Origin of the sequence: Phaeobacter sp. PT47_59, assembly GCF_028890025.1 — a bacterium.
Taxonomy (GTDB): domain Bacteria; phylum Pseudomonadota; class Alphaproteobacteria; order Rhodobacterales; family Rhodobacteraceae; genus Phycobacter.
On the sequence record NZ_JARCJL010000029.1, the window covers coordinates 1 to 19,878 of the forward strand.

General features: G+C 63.4%; 13 protein-coding genes. 6 read left to right on the forward strand and 7 right to left on the reverse strand.

Translation table 11 applies throughout. The features are described 5' to 3' along the window. Positions 1–371 precede the first annotated feature (371 nt). The gene (locus PXK01_RS18905; RefSeq protein WP_274861265.1) at positions 372–2,666 is read right to left on the reverse strand and encodes an adenosylcobalamin-dependent ribonucleoside-diphosphate reductase; all 2,295 of its coding nucleotides are present in this window, start codon (positions 2,664–2,666) and stop codon (positions 372–374) included. A gap of 287 nt (positions 2,667–2,953) precedes the next feature. On the opposite strand from PXK01_RS18905, the gene PXK01_RS18910 reads away from it, so the two are divergent. Then, complete coding sequence (locus PXK01_RS18910; protein WP_446728371.1) at positions 2,954–3,391, forward strand: DUF1489 family protein; 438 nt, start codon at positions 2,954–2,956, stop codon at positions 3,389–3,391. A 166-nt stretch (positions 3,392–3,557) separates the two neighbouring features. Here PXK01_RS18910 and hisG read toward each other — a convergent pair whose 3' ends face one another. The 4 genes from hisG to PXK01_RS18930 all read right to left on the reverse strand — a co-directional run bounded on the left by hisG (position 3,558) and on the right by PXK01_RS18930 (position 7,783). After that, the gene (gene hisG / locus PXK01_RS18915) at positions 3,558–4,256 is read right to left on the reverse strand and encodes an ATP phosphoribosyltransferase (RefSeq protein WP_274861266.1); all 699 of its coding nucleotides are present in this window, start codon (positions 4,254–4,256) and stop codon (positions 3,558–3,560) included. Next, entirely contained in the window at positions 4,253–5,341 is a 1,089-nt protein-coding gene (locus PXK01_RS18920) for an ATP phosphoribosyltransferase regulatory subunit (protein ID WP_274861268.1), read from the reverse strand. Before PXK01_RS18920 ends, hisG begins: the two co-directional genes overlap by 4 nt. A 4-nt stretch (positions 5,342–5,345) precedes the next feature. Next, positions 5,346–6,833, reverse strand: coding sequence for a histidine--tRNA ligase (gene hisS, locus PXK01_RS18925; protein ID WP_274848466.1), 1,488 nt, complete (start codon positions 6,831–6,833; stop codon positions 5,346–5,348). Between the two features lie 143 nt (positions 6,834–6,976). Next, positions 6,977–7,783, reverse strand: coding sequence for a crotonase/enoyl-CoA hydratase family protein (locus PXK01_RS18930; protein ID WP_274861269.1), 807 nt, complete (start codon positions 7,781–7,783; stop codon positions 6,977–6,979). 104 nt (positions 7,784–7,887) lie between these two features. Here PXK01_RS18930 and PXK01_RS18935 point away from each other — a divergent pair, with 104 nt between their 5' ends. Beyond that, complete coding sequence (locus tag PXK01_RS18935) at positions 7,888–8,082, forward strand: SlyX family protein (protein WP_274861270.1); 195 nt, start codon at positions 7,888–7,890, stop codon at positions 8,080–8,082. A 21-nt stretch (positions 8,083–8,103) separates the two neighbouring features. Here PXK01_RS18935 and PXK01_RS18940 read toward each other — a convergent pair whose 3' ends face one another. Both PXK01_RS18940 and dnaE read right to left on the reverse strand, forming a co-directional pair. After that, positions 8,104–9,702 carry a putative bifunctional diguanylate cyclase/phosphodiesterase gene (locus tag PXK01_RS18940; RefSeq protein ID WP_274861271.1) on the reverse strand — a complete coding sequence of 533 codons (1,599 nt, stop codon included), beginning with the start codon at positions 9,700–9,702 and terminating at the stop codon, positions 8,104–8,106. A 117-nt stretch (positions 9,703–9,819) separates the two neighbouring features. Then, complete coding sequence (gene dnaE / locus PXK01_RS18945) at positions 9,820–13,332, reverse strand: DNA polymerase III subunit alpha (protein WP_274861273.1); 3,513 nt, start codon at positions 13,330–13,332, stop codon at positions 9,820–9,822. Positions 13,333–13,730: 398 nt separating this feature from the next. On the opposite strand from dnaE, the gene PXK01_RS18950 reads away from it, so the two are divergent. Genes PXK01_RS18950 through PXK01_RS18965 form a run of 4 tightly spaced genes read left to right on the forward strand, consistent with a single transcriptional unit; the run spans position 13,731 to position 19,876 of the window. Then, on the forward strand, positions 13,731–15,092 hold the full coding sequence (locus tag PXK01_RS18950; protein ID WP_274861275.1) for a xanthine dehydrogenase small subunit: 1,362 nt from the start codon (positions 13,731–13,733) through the stop codon (positions 15,090–15,092). Continuing rightward, positions 15,089–17,386 carry a xanthine dehydrogenase molybdopterin binding subunit gene (xdhB, locus tag PXK01_RS18955; RefSeq protein ID WP_274861277.1) on the forward strand — a complete coding sequence of 766 codons (2,298 nt, stop codon included), beginning with the start codon at positions 15,089–15,091 and terminating at the stop codon, positions 17,384–17,386. The genes PXK01_RS18950 and xdhB overlap by 4 nt, the downstream gene beginning before the upstream one ends. Next, positions 17,376–18,362 (forward strand): xanthine dehydrogenase accessory protein XdhC, encoded by a 987-nt coding sequence (xdhC, locus tag PXK01_RS18960; RefSeq protein WP_274861279.1) that lies wholly within the window; start codon positions 17,376–17,378, stop codon positions 18,360–18,362. Before xdhB ends, xdhC begins: the two co-directional genes overlap by 11 nt. Next, entirely contained in the window at positions 18,359–19,876 is a 1,518-nt protein-coding gene (locus PXK01_RS18965; protein ID WP_274861280.1) for an ABC transporter ATP-binding protein, read from the forward strand. Before xdhC ends, PXK01_RS18965 begins: the two co-directional genes overlap by 4 nt. Positions 19,877–19,878: the final 2 nt, after the last annotated feature.

A 19,878-nucleotide genomic window follows, 5' to 3' on the forward strand; every position in this document is an offset into this window, starting at 1 on the left:
GATTGCTCATGTCACCGCTCCGTTTTCGGATCCGTGAATCACGCAGCGCTCGGAAAATCAATGCATCCTGACCCTAAGTGGCTTGCTTGTCGAAAAAGTTATCAATCCGCTTCGACATAAATGGCATCGGATCGACCACTAAATGTCTTCGTAAAAGCGAAACCTATCGACACTGTGTTGTCGCAAAACAGCTTTGAATTCAACAGCGCCCCATTGTGTTCGAGGAACGCCCCCCTCGCCCCCTCAAAAAAAGCCACCGCTGATTTCTCAGCAGTGGCAAACTTTCAGTGGTCAGAATTGCAGTTTAAGCTGGTCAAATTGCAAACTGATGCGAGCTTTCACAGGACCTCATGCCATCAGCCTTGTGCGGATCAGCCACATTTGGAATGGCCGCAACTCCTGCATGTCATGCAGCCCTCGACCATCTGCATCGCGTATTGACCGCAGGCGGGGCAGGCCTTGCCGTTGGGTGACTTCAGATTGACGACCTGCGCCTTGGGATCGGATTTCAGGCCCATGCCCTCTCCTTCGAGGAACCCGATGGCCACCATGTGTTTTTCGATCACCCCGCCAATGGCCGCCAGGATCGATGGGATATACTTCCCCTCGACCCAGGCACCGCCGCGCGGATCGAACACGGCCTTCAGCTCTTCCACCACGAAGGACACATCGCCCCCACGGCGGAACACGGCCGAGATCATCCGTGTCAGTGCCAGCGTCCAGGCGTAGTGCTCCATGTTCTTGGAATTGATGAAGACCTCGAACGGGCGGCGATGGCCGCCGATGACGATATCGTTGATCGTGAGATAGATCGCATGCGGGCTGTCCGGCCACTTCAGCTTGTAGGTATGCCCCTCAAGGCTCTGCGGGCGATCCAGGGGGTCCGACATGTAGACCACTTCGGCACCATTCTCTCTGTCGCTTTCGTGGGGCGCCTCCGCAGTTTCGCCCGGCGCGGTATCGGCGCTTTCACTGACCGACAGGACCGATCCGGTGACATCATTGGGCCGATAGGTGGTGCAGCCCTTGCAGCCCTGATCCCAGGCCTGCATGTAGACATCCTTGAAATCATCGAAGGAGATATCCTCGGGGCAGTTGATGGTCTTCGAAATGGAACTGTCGATCCACTTCTGCGCCGCCGCCTGCATACGGACGTGGTCGGCGGGCGCCAGGGTCTGGGCATTGACGAAATAGTCGGGCAGTTCGGCATCGGCACCGAACTTGTCGCGGTACATCCTGACCGCGTAGTCCACGACCTCCTCCTCTGTCCGCGAGCCGTCCCTTTGCAGCACCTTGCGGGTATAGGCATAGGCAAAGACCGGCTCGATCCCCGACGAGACGTTGCCCGCATAAAGGCTGATGGTGCCGGTGGGCGCGATCGAGGTCAGCAGGGCGTTGCGGATGCCATGGTCGCGGATCGCGGCGCGCACGTCCTCATCCATGCTCATCATATTGCCCGAAGCCAGGTATTTCTCCGCATCGAACAGCGGGAAAGCGCCTTTCTCCCTGGCAAGATCCACCGAGGCCAGATAGGCGGCGCGGGCGATCTGCTGCAGCCAGCGCTCCGCCTGACGCGCCGCCTCGTCCGAGCCATAGCGCAGGCCCAGCATCAAGAGCGCATCGGCCAGCCCCGTCACGCCAAGGCCGATCCGGCGCTTGTTGCGCGCCTCCGCCGCCTGTGCCTCCAGCGGGAACTTGGAGACATCCACCACATTGTCCATCATCCGCACGGCTGTTGCGACCAGGTCCTGCATCTCTGCCAGGTTCAATTCGGCATCGGCGTCAAAGGGATTGCTGACCAGCCGCGCCAGGTTGATCGACCCCAGAAGGCAGGCCCCATAGGGTGGCAGGGGCTGCTCGCCACAGGGGTTGGTGGCACTGATCTCCTCGACATAGGACAGGTTGTTGGCCTTGTTGATCCGGTCGATGAAGATCACCCCCGGTTCGGCATAGTCATAGGTGGCCTGCATGATCTTGTTCCAGAGATCGCGGGCCTCGACCGTGTGGTAGACCTTGTCGCCAAAGACCAGATCCCAGGATCGCCCCTCCTTCACCGCCTCCATGAAATCATCCGTCACCAGCACCGACATGTTGAACATGCGCAGCCGGGCCGGATCGGATTTTGCGGTGATGAAATCCTCGATATCGGGGTGATCGCAGCGCATGGTGGCCATCATGGCGCCGCGGCGCGAACCGGCCGACATGATGGTGCGGCACATGGCATCCCACACATCCATGAAGGACAAGGGCCCCGAGGCATCCGCCGCCACGCCGCGCACATCGGCGCCGCGCGGGCGGATGGTCGAGAAATCATAGCCGATTCCGCCGCCCTGCTGCATGGTCAGCGCCGCTTCCTTCAGCATGTCGAATATGCCGCCCATGCTGTCGGGCACCGTGCCCATGACAAAACAGTTGAACAGGGTCACCTGCCGCGCGGTACCCGCCCCTGCGGTGATGCGTCCGGCGGGCAGGAATTTGAAATCTTCCAGCGCCGCGTAGAACCGCGCCTCCCAGTGGTCGGGCGTCTCCTCGCCCTCGGCCAGAGCCCGGGCGATCCGACGCCAACTGTCTTCGACGGTCATGTCAATCGGAGTGCCATCCGCCTGCTTGAAGCGGTATTTCATATCCCAGATCTGCTCGGCGATGGGGGCGGCAAAGCGGCTCATAAGGCGAATCTCTCCTGGCAGGCCCTAAAAGGCGTAACGATTGCAGTATGACACGGTTTCGCCGCGGCTCGGCGATGAATTCCAGCCCTTCGCCGATGCCACCCGTCACACAGATCTTTTTTCCTTTTTTGCTAACACCTTGACCCAGTGGCATCATCACGCGCAGATCGCGGCAGGCAGGCTGCATCCCCTGCCCAAAAGTGACCTCCCGGAACTTGCCGCCTGCTGCAAAAACACTAGAGTGGGCGTCCTGGGCGCCGCAGCGCCCGGAACAAGACAGTTTGGGGATGGCCTTGGAAAAACACGTCAATCTGGTCAAGCTCTCGGTCGGGACCGAAAGCGTGGAGAGCCTTGCGGCCTGGCAGGATCACTATCGCCAGAGCCTGCCCGAAGCCCTGCCCCGCCATGTGACCCGCATGTGGCCCAAACGTGAGGCGGAGCTGCTGAATGGTGGATCCATCTACTGGGTGATCAAGGGGGTGATCCAGTGCCGCCAGCGCATCCTGCGGCTGGATGAGGTCTCGGGCAGCGATGGCATCCGCCGCTGTGCCATCGTGTTGGACCCGGAGCTGCACCGCACCCACAGCGCACCACGGCGCCCCTTTCAGGGCTGGCGCTACCTGAAGCCGGAGGACAGCCCGGCGGACCTGCCCGAAGGGCGCGCGCAGGAAGACCCGCTGCCTGCGGAACTGTCACAGGCCCTTGCGGATATCGGCGTTCTCTAGGCGCCCAGGCCATCCCAAGCCCTCTGCGCCGAACCGCCACTCCCCAATATCGACAGCAGGGCGCTCCCGCGTCGGCTACGGGTATTGAAATACCCTTGCCGCCTTGGGCCCAGCCCCCGCAGGCGCGGGGGCGGTCGCGACATGAGGCCTCGGGCCCGCGGGTTGGTCAACCAGCCTGCTCGATCCCTTTCAGGAGCGCTTTCAGCGCGCTCTTTTCCTCGGCGCTGTAGCTCGCCTCGCGGCTGCGCCAGAGGGTGGCCTGGGATTTCAACACCAGACCATCGCTCAAGAGCTTCAAATGGTTTGCGCGCAGAGTTTCACCGGTAGAGGTGATATCCGCGACCATTTCGGCGGTCTCGTTCTTCACCGTGCCTTCGGTGGCGCCCTGGCTGTCCACCAGCTGGTAATCGGCGACCCCGGCTTCGTTCAGGAATTCGCGCACCAGACGGTGGTACTTGGTGGCGATCCGCAACCGGTGACCATGGGTCTGGCGAAAGGCTGCTGCGACCGCATCCAGATCATCCAGATTGTCCACATCGATCCAGAATTGCGGCACCGCCAGCACCAGATCGGCAAAGCCAAAGCCCATCGGCTCCAGCTCCTCGACCTGCTGTTCCCAGCGCGGCAGTTTCTCCTGCACCAGATCGGTGCCCGTGACGCCCAGGTGAATGCGCCCGGCGGCCAGTTCCCGCGGGATTTCGCTGGCCGACAGCAGGATCAGCTCCATGCCCTCGACCCCCTCCACCGCACCGGCATATTCACGCTCCGATCCGGTGCGGGTCAGGGTGACCCCCCGTTTGGCAAACCAGTCAAAGGTCTTTTCCATCAACCGCCCCTTGGAGGGCACGCCCAGTTTCAGGCTCATGACTTGCCCTCCTCGAGCATCAGCATCAGGTCGGGACGCAAGACCGCGCCAACCGCCGGAATTTCCCCACCCTGGCCCAGTTGCCGGGTCAGCGCATCATAGCGCCCACCACTGGCCAAGGGCGGCAGGCCGGGGTGGCCTTCGGCGTAGAACCCGAAGACGAAGCCGTCATAGTATTCCATCGAGGTGCGCCCATAGGAGGCTTCGAAATCCAGGGAGTCCACATCGATCCCGCGTGCCTTCATCGCGGCTGTGCGCGCTTCAAGACGGTCCAGCGCGGGCAGGATCGCGGGCAGATCCACCGCGATATCGCGCATCTGTTCAATGGCATAGGGCAGTGTTTCACGCACCGCCATCAGCGCCTCCAGCGCCAGGAGCTCGTGCTCGGAAATCGGCGGCATGGCGGCATCGGCGCGCAGGAGGTCGACGCGGGCATCGACCTCGGCGGCGCGGCGCTTGCCGATCTCCGGCGCCGATCCGCTCAACGCGCCTTCGGTGGACAGGAGCTTCTTGCGGCTCTCCGGCACAGTGCCCCGCCCCGCATAGCGCTCCAGCAGGCTGCGGAACCGGCGCGGGCGCCAGATGTGGCGCATCAGGGCAGATTTCCGTTTCTCGGTCGTGTTGAGCCCTTCGACCGCAGCCATCAGGATGCCGATATCGCCGGTGGCCGCCCGCAGGGGCAGGCCGCGCAATTGCAGTGCAATCAGGGCAAAGACCTCGGCATCGGCACTGGCGGGATCATTGCGGTCAAAGACCTCATATCCCACCTGCACGTATTCGTTGGCGCGATCCGGGTCATGCTCCTGACGGCGAAAGACCTCACCGGCATAGGTATAGCGCGCCGGTTCGGCCCCCTCGCGCATATGCATCTGCACCACCGGCACGGTGAAATCGGGGCGCAGCATCTGCTCGCCCCTGAGCGCATCCGAGGTGATATAGGCACGGGCGCGAATATCCTCGCCATAAAGATCCAGCAGGGTCTCGGCAGGTTGCAGCAGGGGCGGATCGACCACCTGCGCGCCCGCCGCCTCGAATGTCATCCGCAGCCGGGTGGCGCGGGCCAATATGTCTGAGCGTGTGGGCATCGGCCTAGTCCTGACTGTCAAGGATGTCACGCACCTTGGCGACGAGACCCTCGCGGGGCACCTCGAACTGGCTGGGGCGTTCCTTCCATTCCTCCAACGTGGCGCTTTCGGCGATCTTGGCGCCAAGGATCAAGTCCTTGATCTGCACCACGCCGCGCTCTTTCTCGTCGCCGCCTTCGATCACGGCGACCGGGGAATGACGTTTGTCCGCATATTTCAGCTGGTTGCCGAAATTCTTGGGGTTGCCAAGGTAGACCTCGGCGCGGATGCCCGCCGCCCGCAATTCCGTCACCATGGCCTGATAATCGGCCATGCGGTCGCGATCCATCACGGTGACCACAACGGGGCCCTTGGGCTGGGTGGCAAGGCGTCCCTTTTCGCGCAGGGCCGCCAGCAGGCGATCCACACCGATGGAGACCCCCACGGCGGGGACTTCCTGACCGGTGAAGCGCTTGACCAGCCCGTCATAGCGACCACCGCCCGCAACCGAGCCGAACTGGCGCTTGCGGCCCTTTTCATCGAGGATCTCGAAGGTCAGCTCGGCCTCGAAGACCGGGCCGGTGTAATAGCCAAGGCCACGCACCACAGACGGGTCGATCTCGATCCGGTCAGAGCCATAGCCACCAGCGGCCAGCAGCGCGCCGATCTGTTCCAGCTCGGCAATGCCTTCGGCGCCGATCTTGCTGTCGCCCACGGCGGCGCGCAGATTGTCCAGCGTGCCAGCGGTATCGGCAGCCTTGGAGGTCAGGAAGGCCAGCACAGGCGCGGCCTGTTCATCGCTGAGGCCGACGCCATCGATATAGGCGCCCGAGGCATCCAGCCGCCCCTTGGTCAGCAGCTGGCGCACGCCCTCTTCGCCGACCTTGTCGAACTTGTCGATGGTGCGCAGCACATCATCGCGGGAGGCGGCGCCCTCTTCCAGGCCCATCGCCTCCAGCACACCGTTCAGGACCTTGCGGTTGTTGACCCGCACCAGGTAATCACCGCGCGGAATGCCGACGGTCTCCAGCGTGTCCGCCAGCATGGCGCAGATCTCGGCGTCTGCCGCCATGGACGAGGTGCCCACGGTATCGGCGTCGCATTGGTAGAACTGGCGATAGCGGCCCGGTCCCGGCTTTTCATTGCGCCACACAGGCCCCATCGCATAGCGGCGATAGGGGGTGGGCAGATCGTTACGGTGCTGGGCATAGACCCGCGCCAGGGGCGCCGTCAGATCATAGCGCAGCGCCATCCAGTCGCCCTTGCCGTCCTCGTCGGCCTCCTGCCAGGCAAAGACGCCCTCGTTGGGGCGATCCACATCCGGCAGGAACTTGCCCAGCGCCTCGACCGTTTCCACGGCGGAAGATTCCAGCGCATCAAACCCGTATCGATGGTAGACCCCGGCAATCGCCTGCAGCATTTCAGAGCGCTGAGTGACCTCGGCGCCGAAATAATCGCGGAAGCCCTTGGGCGTGATGGCCTTGGGGCGGGGTTGCTTCTTGACTTTGGCCATTGTGGCCTCCTCACGGGTGTCTTTGGGTCTGATACGTGCGCGCGGTCTAGCCGATGCATGTAACAACGGCAAGGTAGCGTTGCAGCGCGGGGCCGTCTTGGCGGTGCCCCGGTTCGATCGTGGCGGCAGTTTTGGCGCTGTCCTCAGATCTCGGCGAAATCGCCGGACCTGCCTTTTCCGGCGGCGAACCGGGCCGCGCCATCCCGTCCCTCGCGGGCAAAGGCCGCAAAGGAGCGCCACTCGCGCCTGAGTGCCGCCGCCAGATCGGCGGGTGCCATACGCGCCGACAGATGATCCGCCAGCATGCAGGCCTGGGGGAAACGCACCAGATCGGCGGCCAGATCCTGAGCCACCTGCAAAGCCTCGCTCTTGGCGCAGATACGATCGGCCAGCCCCATCGCCTGCGCCTCTTCCGGCCCGATCCCGCGCCCGGTCAGGATCAGGTCATTGGCCCGCCCCTGCCCCAGGATGCGCGGCAGGCGCACGGTGCCGCCATCGATCAGCGGCACGCCCCAGCGACGGCAATAGACACCGGCCACGGCACCTTCGGCCATCACCCGCAGATCGCACCAGGCGGCCAGTTCCAGCCCGCCTGCAACCGCCGGTCCTTCGATGGCGGCAATCACCGGTTTTTCAAGCATCAGCCGCGACGGCCCCATGGGGCCGGGCAAGGGATCCTGCATCGGATCGGACCAGTCTTCGGGGATATCAAGCCCCGCGATCCAATCATCGGCGGCGCCGGAACCTGCGGTTTTCAGATCAAAGCCTGCGCAGAAATAGCCGCCTTGCCCGGTCAGCACCGCCACCCGTGCGTCGTCATCCGCGGCGAAGGCCAGAAACGCCTGGTAGAGCGCCCGTGCCGTGGCCGGGTCCACCGCGTTGCGCGCCTCGGGGCGGCAGATGGAAATCGTGGTGATCCCATCGCGGGTTTCGCTGCGCACTGTTGTCATTGGCTGTCCTCCCAGACGATCCTGTCCGGGGCAGACTGGCGTTTCTCCCATGGACCGGCAAGCCAGCTCGGCGTATGACGTTGCGCAGTCAAGGAGACCGAGCCATGCAGCATCTGGAAGAGCAGATCGCCCATCTGACCCGCACCGTGGATGAACTGAGCGACGTGGTCGCCCGCCAGCAGAGTGAGCTGGACCGGCTCACCCATCGGGTACAGATGCTGTTCGAGCGAGAAGCCAGCCGCGCGCAGGAAGGCAGCGGCGGCGTCATCTTTGCCGACGAGCGCCCGCCGCATTACTGAGCTGCAGACCTGACCCCAAAGTCAGCCCGCCTTGGGGAAATGGTCCTGTGTTTGCGCCGGATCTCTCGGCTCACGTAGCAGCGAGGACCATTTGGTCTCCAGCATCCACTCCACATCCTCGCCGGACATGGGCCGCGCAAAATGATAGCCCTGCCCCATCTCGCAATTCACCGATTGCAGGAACCCCAGATCCCCGTCGCTTTCGACACCTTCCGCGGTCACGGCAAGATCAAGCCCGTGCGCCAGGGCCAGAATGCCGGAAACGATTCTCTGGTTTTCGGGGCTTTTCTGGATATCTGAGATGAAGCTGCCGTCGATCTTGATTCCGTCGAAGGGCAATTGACGCAGATTGGACAGTGAAGAGAAGCCCGCGCCAAAATCATCCAGCGCCAGGGTGATCCCCAGGGCCCGCAGCTCCGACAAGGCGGCCTGGGCGGCGGCAAAATCGGTCATGATCGCCGTTTCGGTCAATTCGATCTCAAGCCGCTTCGGATCAAAGCCGGTCTCTTCCAGGGTCTCCTTGATCCGCTCGACCAGATGCCCATCGCGAAACTGCGTTGGCGACAGGTTCACCGCCAGACGCAGGGTCGGATCCCAGCCCTGCGCCGCGATCAAGGACTGGCGCAGAACGCTCCAGCCCAGCGGCGCGATCAAACCGACATCCTCGGCGATCTCGATAAAGACATCGGGCGGCACCACACCGCGCCTGTCATGGGTCCAGCGCGCCAGCACCTCGAAACCGCAAAGCCGGTCCGTGGTGATGTCAAAGACCGGCTGGAAGAAGGGCGCGATCTGATCCTTGGCGACGGCCTCTTTCAGGTCGGCCTCCAGGGCGCGCCGTTCCCGCGTCTTTTCTTCCAGTTCCGCATCGAACCAGGCGAATGTCCCGCGCCCGCTCTTCTTGGCAGAATACAGGGCCTGATCGGCAAAGCGCAACGCATCCTCGGTGGCGTGTTCCGGTGCCAGAAGGGCCAGCCCGATGCTGGTGCCGACCGACAGTTTGGTCCCATCCGCGATGATCGGCTGCGAAATCGCGACAAGCAGCCTTGCGGCCAGGTCTTCGGCCCGTTCGGTGGTGGAGCAGGTACATAGGGCGATTGCAAATTCGTCGCCGCCCAGCCGGGCCACCATGTCGGCCTCGACCAGTTCCGCCTGCAGCCGGGCCGCGGTTTCCGTCAGCACCAGGTCGCCATAGGCATGGCCATGGATATCATTCACCGCCTTGAACCGGTCGAGATCCATCATCATCACGATGAAACCATCGCCATCGCCCTGGCAATCCAGGTTCGCCAGACGGTCGGTAAAGGCGCGCCGGTTTGGCAATCCGGTCAAGGCATCGTGGCAGGCAAAGCGCTGAGCAGCCTTTTCGGCCTGATCGCGTTCCTTGACCACCGTCACCAGTTGGCGAGAGCGGACAATCAGCGCGATGCACATGCCCACAGCCAAGTTCAGGACCAGAATCGCCAGTTCATCCAGTTCCCAATCCTCGTGACTGCGACTGAATTCGTAGAAGGCATCAAATGCATCGACTTCAACGCTGATCGCAAAGGTCAGAGCCGTCCCTGCCACGATCAGCAGATAGACCCAGTTTTCTTTCAGCTTGGAAAAGAACGATGACACGCAGCGGCCCCGGAGCAAGTGGAATTGCTCCCTGTCCTAGGCCAGTTCTCCTAATATGACGTTCAGCAAAAAGATCCCCTTTTGCTAAAGCTTTAGAGATTGCCAAGGGGGATGCCCCTATATCTCTTCGACGTCCAGAACACCTTCCAGCGATTTCAGCGCGCCCTTGATCTGCGGGTTGATCGGGAAGACCTGCCCCAGATCCATCTCCACATCCCCCGGCAGGCTGGGATCCTGCAGATACATCAAGACTTCGCCCCGGCTGGCATTGCGGGCGGCCGATTTGGCATCCTCCAGCACGCGGGCCACGGTGCCGATGGCGCCCGCATCGCTGACATAGACCCGAAGCGAGCTTTTGCCCGCATCGGCAATGGCGGCATCCACCGGCCCGACCGAGCGCACCAGCAGTTTCAGCTGATCGCTCTCCATGGTGGCCTCGGCGGTGATCACCACCTTGGCGCCGGTCTCAAGAAACTCCCGCGATTTTTCAAGAACTTCGGAGAACAGAGTGACCTCGAAGGCGCCGCTGGGATCGCTGAGTTGGGCAAAGGCAAAGCGGTTGCCGCGCGCCGATTTGCGTTCCTGCCGTCCGGCGACCACCCCGGCCATCTTGGCCATGAAGGGGCCGCGCTCGGCCTTGGCGGTGACCTCGTCCAGGGTCATCACGTCCTTGCGTTTCAAGGCGGGCATGTAGTCGTCCAGCGGGTGGCCCGAAAGATAGAAGCCGATCGCCTTGAATTCCTCGCTCAAGCGTTCGGCAGGCAGCCAGTCGGGCGTTCCCGCAAGGCGCGGTTCGGGCAGATCGTCACCCGCCTCACCAAAGAGCGACACCTGGTTGGAGTTCTTCTGCTCGTGGATCGCGGCAGAGTAATTGACCAGCCCCTCAAGGCTTTCGAACAGGCGGCGGCGGTTGCTGTCGAGCTGATCAAAGGCACCGGCCCGCACCAGCATTTCAAGGGGGCGCTTGCCGACCTTCTTGAGGTTCACCCGGCGGGCAAAATCGAAGATGCTGACAAAGAGGCGCTCGGTGCCATCTTCGCGCCGCGCCGCGGTCACCAGCCGCATCACGTCGACGCCAACGTTCTTCAGCGCGCCCAGCGCATAGACCAGTTCGCCATTGACCACGTTGAAGGTCGCCTCGGAGCGGTTCACGCAGGGTGGCACGTAGGGCAGGCTCAGCCCCTTGCGGACTTCCTCAAAATAGATCGCCAGCTTGTCCGTCAGATGGATATCGCAGTTCATGACGCCGGCCATGAATTCGACCGGGTGGTTCGCCTTCAGCCAGGCGGTCTGATAAGAGACCACCGCATAGGCCGCCGCGTGAGACTTGTTGAAGCCGTAGTTGGCGAATTTCTCCAGAAGGTCGAAGACCTCGGACGCCTTCTTCTTGTCGACGCCGTTCTCCGCCGCGCCCTTTTCGAACTTGGGGCGTTCGGCGTCCATCGCCTCCTTGATCTTCTTACCCATGGCGCGGCGCAAGAGGTCAGCACCACCAAGCGAATAGCCCGCCATCACCTGAGCGATCTGCATCACCTGTTCCTGGTAGACGATGATGCCTTGGGTTTCCTCAAGGATATGGTCGATCAGCGGGTGGACCGAGGTGATCTCCTTCAGGCCGTTCTTCACCTCGCAATAGGTGGGGATATTCTCCATCGGGCCCGGACGGTAAAGCGCCACCAGCGCCACAATATCCTCGATACAGGTGGGTTTCATGCGCTTGAGCGCATCCATCATGCCGGTGGATTCCACCTGGAACACGGCAACCGTCTTGGCGGCGGAATAGAGCTTGTAAGAGGCCTCGTCATCCAGCGGGATGGCGTTGATCTCATTCACCGCGCCTTCGGGCGGCTCGTAAAGCTGGGTACCATCGGCGGCCACGTGCAGATCGCGGCCTGACTGGCGGATCAGATCCACCGCGTTCTGGATCACCGTCAGGGTTTTCAGACCCAAAAAGTCGAACTTCACCAGCCCCGCCTGCTCCACCCATTTCATGTTGAACTGGGTTGCGGGCATATCCGAGCGCGGATCCTGATAGAGCGGCACCAGCGCATCCAGGGGCCGGTCGCCGATCACCACACCCGCCGCGTGGGTGGAAGCATTCCTGAGCAGCCCTTCGACCTGCTGGCCATAGGTCAGGAGGCGATCCACCACGGGTTCGTTCTTTGCCTCTTCGCGCAGGCGCGGTTCGTCCTGCAGCGCCTTTTCGATGGAGACGGGTTTCACGCCTTCGACCGGGATCATCTTCGACAGGCGATCCACCTGGCCATAGGGCATCTGCAAGACGCGGCCGATATCGCGCACCGCCGCCTTGGACAAAAGCGCACCGAAGGTGATGATCTGCCCGACCTTGTCGCGCCCGTATTTCTCCTGCACGTAGCGGATCACCTCTTCGCGGCGATCCATGCAGAAGTCGATATCGAAGTCGGGCATCGACACCCGTTCGGGGTTGAGGAAGCGTTCGAACAGCAGGCTGTAGCGCAGGGGGTCAAGGTCGGTGATGGTCAGCGCATAGGCCACCAAGGAGCCCGCGCCCGAGCCCCGGCCCGGCCCAACCGGAATGCCGTGATCCTTGCCCCATTTGATGAAGTCCGCAACGATCAGGAAGTAGCCGGGGAAGCCCATGCCTTCGATGATGTCCAGCTCGAAATCGAGCCGTTTCTGGTATTCCTCGACGCTGACCGCATGGGGGATTACCGCAAGCCGGTTCTGCAGGCCCTCGTTGGCCTGGCGGCGCAGCTCCTGCACCTCGTCGTCGGCGAATTTCGGCAGGATCGGATCGCGCCGATAGGCCATGAAGGCGCAACGCTTGGCGATTTCCACCGTGTTCTCGACCGCCTCGGGCAGGTCGGCAAACAGCGTCACCATTTCCTGCTGGCTTTTGAAATAGTGCTGCGCGGTCAGGCGGCGGCGCGGCTCGGACTGGTCCACATAGGCGCCCTCGGCGATGCAGATCATCGCGTCATGGGCCTCGTACATCTCGGTATTGGGGAAATAGACGTCATTGGTGGCGACCAGCGGCAGGTCCATCGCATAGGCCATTTCCACATGGCCGCGCTCGGTCAGGCGCTCCGCCTCGGGCTGGCCGTCTTCGCCCGGATGGCGCTGCAACTCCACATAAAGACGGTCCGGGTAGATCGCCTTCAGGCGCTGCATCAGCGCCTCGGCGGCAGGGCGCTGGCCCTGTTGCAACAGCTTGCCCACCGGACCGTTCGGCCCGCCCGAAAGGCAGATCAACCCTTCGGAGTTCACCTCCAGCTCGTCCAGCGTGACCTGCGGCAACTGCCCGCCCTTGTCCACGTAGAGACAAGAGGACAGCTTCATCAGGTGCTCGTACCCGGTTTCATTCTGCGCCAAGAGAACGATGGGGGCCGGCACCTTGGGCCGCTCTCCCGGCTCGCTTTTCTCGAAGGTCACATCCACCTGGCAGCCGATGATCGGCTGAATGCCTGCCCCCGACAGGGTGACCGAGAACTCCAGCGCCGAAAACATCGCATTGGTGTCCGTCACCGCGATGGCGGGCATCTCGTTTGCCTTGCAGAGATCGGGCAGTTTCTTCAGCCGCAGCGCGCCCTCCAGCAGAGAGTATTCCGTGTGGGTGCGCAGGTGAATGAATCGGGGAGCATCGGTCATGACGCCAAGCTATCCGATCCGGGGCGCCGGATAAAAGCGCATTCGTCAGCGCCCAAATACCGGCGATTGCAGCAGCTGCCCCCTCCCCAGATCTCACTGTTTTGCCCGCATAATGAGCTGCATTATCAGGAAAACACGAAAAGTCCTTTCCGGCCTGCGGCAAAGCCAAGGCGCCAAGGCGCCAGATAAACCTTTAAAAACTAAGTAAGATGCTCCGCATGCCGGTAAAAACGTCCTATTCGTAAATTCGAGGCAGCCCTGTCGCTTTTCCTTGCCAGACCGCACATACGCTTTCTACTCTGTGTCAGATAAGCAAGCATATATCCCGCCAGCTCTTCTACGTCGCATCGAAGGGTTGGCCATTTGGGAAAACAGGGTAAGGCGACGGGTTTCACAAGATGACAATCACCTTTCATCTGAACGGTGAGGAGGTAACGCTGGAGGGAGCGGATCCTTCAGCGACGCTGCTGGACTGGCTGCGCGAGGAACGCGGGCTCTGCGGCACCAAGGAAGGCTGCAACGAGGGTGACTGTGGCGCCTGCACGGTGATGGTGACGGATGGGCGCGGGGCGAAACCGCTCAACGCCTGCATCCTGTTCCTGCCGCAACTGAACGGGAAATCCGTACGCACGGTCGAAGGTGCCGCCGGACCGGATGGCAGCCTGCACCCGGTGCAGCGCGCCATGATCGACCACCACGGCAGCCAGTGCGGCTTTTGCACCCCCGGTTTCGTGATGTCGATGGTCACCGCCCACAAGGAAGGCGCGCGGGATTTCGATGATCGCCTCGCCGGGAACCTCTGCCGCTGTACCGGCTATGCGCCGATCATTCGCGCCGCCGAGGCCGCTGCCGATGAACCCGTGCCCAGTTGGATCGCCGCCGAAGCCGCCGCCAAGGCCGCGCCGCTCGAGAACATGCCGAGTTCTTCGGACGCGCTTGCCACGCTTTACGCCGCCAACCCCGAGGCCACCCTTGTGGCCGGGGCAACGGATGTGGGCCTCTGGGTCACCAAGGGGCTGCGCGATCTCTCCCAGATGATCTTTCTCGACGCCTGCGAAGACCTGAAACAGATCGACATCAGTGACGAGACCGTGCGGATCGGCGCCATGGTCGACATGAACCGCATGCGCGCCACCCTGGCGCCCCTGCATCCCTCCTACGGCGAGATGATCCGCCGCTATGCGTCGCAACAGGTGCGCGCCGCGGCCACGGTGGGTGGCAATATCGCCAATGGCTCCCCCATCGGGGACAACCCGCCTGCCCTGATTGCCCTGGGGGCCACGCTGCACCTGCGCCGGGGGGATACCCGCCGCGACCTGCCGCTGGAGGACTTCTTCATCGACTACGGCAAACAGGACCGCCAGCCCGGCGAATTTGTCGAGGCGGTGTCCTTCCCGCGCCAGCCGGATGCCTTACGCGTCTACAAGCTCTCGAAACGGTTCGATCAGGACATTTCGGCGGTGCTGGGCGCCTTCAATATCCGGGTTGAGAATGGCGTCGTGCACTCCGCCCGCATCGCCTTTGGCGGCATGGCGGGCGTGCCGAAACGCGCCAACCAGGTAGAGGCTGCGCTTCTGGGCCAGCCCTGGACTCCGGCGACGATCACCCTCGCCCAAGGGGCATTTGAACAGGACTTCACCCCGATGCGCGACATGCGCGCCTCGGACGTCTACCGTCTGGACTGCGCCCGCAACATGCTCTTGCGCTATTTCGCAGATCTTGCAGGCGAACCCGTCAGCGTGCTGGAGGTGAGCCAATGAGCGTTGCAAAGCCCCTCCCCCACGACGCCGCCCGCCTGCATGTGACCGGCGCCGCCCGCTATGTGGACGACACCCCCACCCCGCGCGGCACGCTGCATCTGGCCTTTGGCCTGTCGCAGGTCGCCAAGGGGCGGATCACCTCCCTGGATCTGGCTCCGGTGCGCAGCAGCCCGGGCGTGGTTGCGGTTTTGACGGCCGAGGATCTGCCCTTTGACAATGATGTCTCTCCGTCGAACCACGATGAGCCGCTCCTGTCGGATGGAACGGTCAACTATATCGGCCAGCCCCTGTTCCTTGTGGTCGCCACAAGCCACCGCGCGGCACGTGTTGCGGCGCGCAAGGCTGTCATTGGATATGCCGAGGAAACCCCGCTTCTGACTCTGGATCAGGCCCTTGCCGCCGACAGCCGCTTCGAAGAAGGCCCGCGCATCTACGAGAAAGGCGATGCCGCTGCCGCCATTGCAGCCGCACCGCGCATGGTGGAGGGCACCTTTGACTTGGGCGGGCAGGAGCATTTTTATCTCGAAGGTCAGGCTGCCCTTGCCCTGCCGCAGGAAGATGGCGGCATGCTGGTCAATTCATCGACCCAGCACCCGACCGAGATCCAGCACAAGGTGGCCGAGGCGATTGGCCTGCCGATGCATGCCGTGCGGGTCGAAACCCGGCGCATGGGCGGCGGCTTTGGCGGCAAGGAAAGCCAGGGCAACGCGCTGGCCGTTGCCTGCGCCCTGGCCGCGCGCCACACCGGCCTACCTTGCAAGATGCGCTATGACCGCGATGATGACATGGTCATCACCGGCAAGCGCCACGCCTTCCGCATCTCCTACCGCGCGGGGTTTGATGCCGACGGTCGGCTTCTGGGCCTGGAGTTCACCCATCTGGTGAACTGCGGCTGGGCCCAGGATCTGTCGTTGCCGGTGGCAGATCGCGCCATGTTGCACTCCGACAACGCCTATGCCATCCCCGCGATCCGCATCGAAAGCCATCGCCTGAAGACCAACCTGCAAAGCGCCACCGCCTATCGCGGTTTTGGCGGCCCGCAGGGCATGGTCGGGATCGAACGGGTGATGGACCATATCGCACATGATCTGGACCTTGACCCGGTCGAGCTGCGGCGGCGCAATTACTATGCCGCGCCGGGCACCGCCACGGGGGACAACACCACCCCCTACGGCATGGAGGTCAGCGATTTCGAGCTGCACGAGATGACCGAGCAACTGCTGGGCAGCGCCGATTACGCCGCCCGCAGGGCAGAGATCGCCGCCTGGAACGAGAGACACGCCCACCTGAAGCGCGGCCTTGCCTTTTCACCGGTGAAGTTCGGTATTTCCTTCACGCTGACCCATCTCAATCAGGCGGGCGCTTTGGTGCATGTGTATCAGGATGGCTCGGTCCATCTGAACCACGGCGGCACCGAAATGGGACAGGGCTTGTTCCAGAAGGTCGCTCAGGTGGCGGCCAGCCGGTTCGGCATTCCGCTGGAGAAGGTGAAGATCACCGCAACCGATACGGCCAAGGTGCCCAATACCTCGGCCACGGCGGCCTCCTCCGGCTCGGATCTGAACGGGATGGCGGTCATGGCCGCCTGTGACACCATCCGCGCCCGCATGGCCGACCATCTGGCCCGCCTGCATCAGCTAACTCCCGCTGAGGTGATCTTCGACGGCGGCAGGGTGCGCATCGGCGCGACCGTCGAGATCAGCTTCGATGAGGCCGCGAAACTCTGCTACGAGGGTCGGATCAGCCTGTCGTCCACCGGGTTCTACAAGACCCCGAAACTGGAATGGGACCGCATCAAGGGCCAGGGGCGCCCCTTCTTCTACTTTGCCTATGGCGCCGCCCTGACCGAGGTTGTCGTGGACCGGCTCACCGGCGAGAACCGCATCCTGCGCGCCGATATCCTGCATGATGCGGGCGCTTCGCTGAACCCTGCTCTGGACATCGGCCAGGTCGAAGGCGGCTATGTTCAGGGCGCCGGATGGCTCACCACCGAGGAACTGGTCTGGGACGACAAGGGCGCCCTGCGCACCCATGCGCCCTCGACCTACAAGATCCCCGCCTGCTCGGACCGCCCGGATGTGTTCAACGTGGCGCTTTATGACGGGCAGAACCGTGAGGAGACGATCTACCGCTCCAAAGCGGTGGGGGAGCCGCCCTTCATGCTGGGGATCTCCGCCTGGCTGGCCCTGTCGGATGCGGTGGCCAGCTTTGGCACCAGTTACCCGGCGCTGAATGCACCCGCCACGGCAGAAGAGATCTGGCACGCCGCGCGGAGGGTTTCGGATGGGGTTTGACCTTGCCGGTCTGAAGGCCGCCGTGGCCGCTCATGGGCGCGTCACCCGCGTTGTGATCGCGGCGATTCGTGGCTCTTCCCCGCGCGAGGTGGGTGCGGCCATGCTGGTCTGGCGCACGGAGGGCGGGTTTGCGCAATCCGGCACCATCGGCGGCGGCGCGCTGGAATTCGAGGCGGCGAGACGCGCTGCTGCGCAGGGCAAGCCTGCCGTTCTCAGCACCCATGCGCTTGGGCCGGATCTGGGCCAATGCTGCGGCGGTTCGGTGACGCTCTTGAGCGAGGTCTACGAGGCGGCCGATCTGCAAGCTCTGACCTCTGACGTGATCGCCCGGCCTGCAGGCGGCAACGGTGACATGCCGCTTTCCGTCCACCGCAAGCTATCCCAGGTTCGCAATCGGGGGAATCGTCCCGCAGCGCAGCTGATCGACGGCTGGATGATCGAACCTGTGCATCGCCCCGAACGCCCCGTGTGGATCTGGGGCGCGGGCCATGTGGGCCGCGCGCTGGTCGATGTGCTTGCCCCGCTGCCCGATCATGCGATCACCTGGGTCGATACCGCAGAAAACCGCTTTCCGGACAGCGTGCCAGGCGGCGTCACCCCGGTTTGGGCCGAAAACCCGGCTCTTTTGCTGCCTCACGCGCCGTCAACTGCACAGCATCTGATCCTCACCTATTCCCATGAGCTGGATCTGGCGCTATGCCACGCCCTGCTGAAACACGATTTTGCCTTTGCCGGTCTGATCGGATCTGCCACCAAATGGGCGCGGTTCAAATCGCGCCTTGCCGCACTTGGGCATGAGTCGGCGCAAATCGCGCGGATCACCTGCCCGATCGGGGATCCAGGCCTGGGCAAGCATCCGCAGATGATCGCGGTGGGTGTGGCGGCACAGCTGCTGGCGCTTGCGGCTGGTCGGGATGAGAAAACGGACGCGACGCAAGGCGCGGAACAGGAACAACGGAAGGATCGGCACGCGTGACAGTCCCCCTCTTGAGCCTCCAGGGCCTCACCAAGGCCTATCCGGGCGTCGTCGCCAACGATCAGGTCTCCTTCGACATCGGTGAAGGCGAAGTGCATGCGCTGCTTGGTGAAAACGGCGCCGGCAAGTCGACGCTGGTGAAGATGATCTACGGGCTGGTGAAGCCGGACAGCGGCCAGATGCTGCTGCGCGGGGCCCCCTTTGCCCCGGCAGAGCCACGTGCCGCCCGCGCCGATGGCATCGCCATGGTGTTCCAGCATTTCTCATTGTTCGATGCGCTGAATGTTGCTGAAAACATCGCCCTTGGCATGGAAAACCCGCCCGCGATGCGGGATCTGGCCAGCCGCATCCGCGAGGTGTCGGAAACCTACGGCCTGCCGCTGGACCCCTATCGCACCGTGGGTGATCTCTCTGCCGGGGAGCGCCAGCGGGTCGAGATCATCCGCTGCCTGCTGCAGGATCCGAAACTCCTGATCATGGACGAGCCGACCTCGGTGCTGACCCCGCAGGAGGTGGAGATCCTGTTCGAGACCCTGCAGAAACTGCGCAGCGAGGGCACCTCGATCCTCTATATCAGCCACAAGCTGGAAGAGATCCGCAAGCTCTGCGATCACGCCACCATCCTGCGCCTGGGCAAGAACGTGGGCGAATGCACCCCGGCTGAAACCTCGGCCCGCGACATGGCCGAGATGATGGTGGGCACGGCGCTGAAAACACCGACGCGGTCGGACCGGATCATGGGCAATGTGGCGCTGGATATCAGCGGCCTGTCGGTTCCCTCCCCTTCGGCCTTCGGCACCTCCCTGAAGAACATACACCTGAGCCTGCGCAAGGGAGAGATCCTTGGCATCGGTGGCGTGGCGGGCAACGGTCAGGATGAACTGCTGGCGGTATTGTCCGGCGAAACCCTGTCTGCGCCGGATGCGGTCAAGCTGCACGGGCAGCCGATCGGCAGGCTGGGGCCGGTTGCGCGTCGGCGCCTGGGCCTGCTCTCGGCCCCGGAAGAGCGCCTGGGCCATGCCGCCGCGCCGGACATGAGCCTGACGGAGAACGCCATGCTGACCGCCGCCGTGCGCGAGAACCTCGTGAACCGCGGCTTTCTGAACTGGCCCGCCGCCAAGGCCTTTGCCAAACGGGTGATTTCCACCTTTGACGTGCGCACACCGGGGCCTGAAAATGCGGCGCGCTCCCTGTCTGGCGGTAACCTGCAGAAATTCGTCATCGGCCGCGAGGTGCTGCAGCGCCCCGAGGTGCTGGTGGTGAACCAGCCCACCTGGGGCGTCGATGCCTCTGCCGCCGCCGCCATCCGCCAATCGCTGCTCGATCTCGCTGCAGGCGGCACCGCCGTCCTCTGCATCAGCCAGGATCTGGACGAGCTGATGGAGATCTCGGACAGTTTTGCCGCCCTCAACGAAGGCCGCCTCAGCACCCCGCGGGCTGCAAGCGGCCTCACGGTGGACGAGATCGGCCTGATGATGGGCGGCGCCCACGGGATGGAGGTGGCCCATGTCTGACC

Coding starts and splice junctions, on each gene's coding strand:
- PXK01_RS18905 (WP_274861265.1), bottom strand. CDS start 2,666: ATGAGCCGCTTTGCCGCCCCCATCGCCGAGCAGATCTGGGATATGAAA.
- PXK01_RS18910 (WP_446728371.1), top strand. CDS start 2,954: ATGGCCTTGGAAAAACACGTCAATCTGGTCAAGCTCTCGGTCGGGACC.
- hisG (WP_274861266.1), bottom strand. CDS start 4,256: ATGAGCCTGAAACTGGGCGTGCCCTCCAAGGGGCGGTTGATGGAAAAG.
- PXK01_RS18920 (WP_274861268.1), bottom strand. CDS start 5,341: ATGCCCACACGCTCAGACATATTGGCCCGCGCCACCCGGCTGCGGATG.
- hisS (WP_274848466.1), bottom strand. CDS start 6,833: ATGGCCAAAGTCAAGAAGCAACCCCGCCCCAAGGCCATCACGCCCAAG.
- PXK01_RS18930 (WP_274861269.1), bottom strand. CDS start 7,783: ATGACAACAGTGCGCAGCGAAACCCGCGATGGGATCACCACGATTTCC.
- PXK01_RS18935 (WP_274861270.1), top strand. CDS start 7,888: ATGCAGCATCTGGAAGAGCAGATCGCCCATCTGACCCGCACCGTGGAT.
- dnaE (WP_274861273.1), bottom strand. CDS start 13,332: ATGACCGATGCTCCCCGATTCATTCACCTGCGCACCCACACGGAATAC.
- PXK01_RS18950 (WP_274861275.1), top strand. CDS start 13,731: ATGACAATCACCTTTCATCTGAACGGTGAGGAGGTAACGCTGGAGGGA.
- xdhB (WP_274861277.1), top strand. CDS start 15,089: ATGAGCGTTGCAAAGCCCCTCCCCCACGACGCCGCCCGCCTGCATGTG.
- xdhC (WP_274861279.1), top strand. CDS start 17,376: ATGGGGTTTGACCTTGCCGGTCTGAAGGCCGCCGTGGCCGCTCATGGG.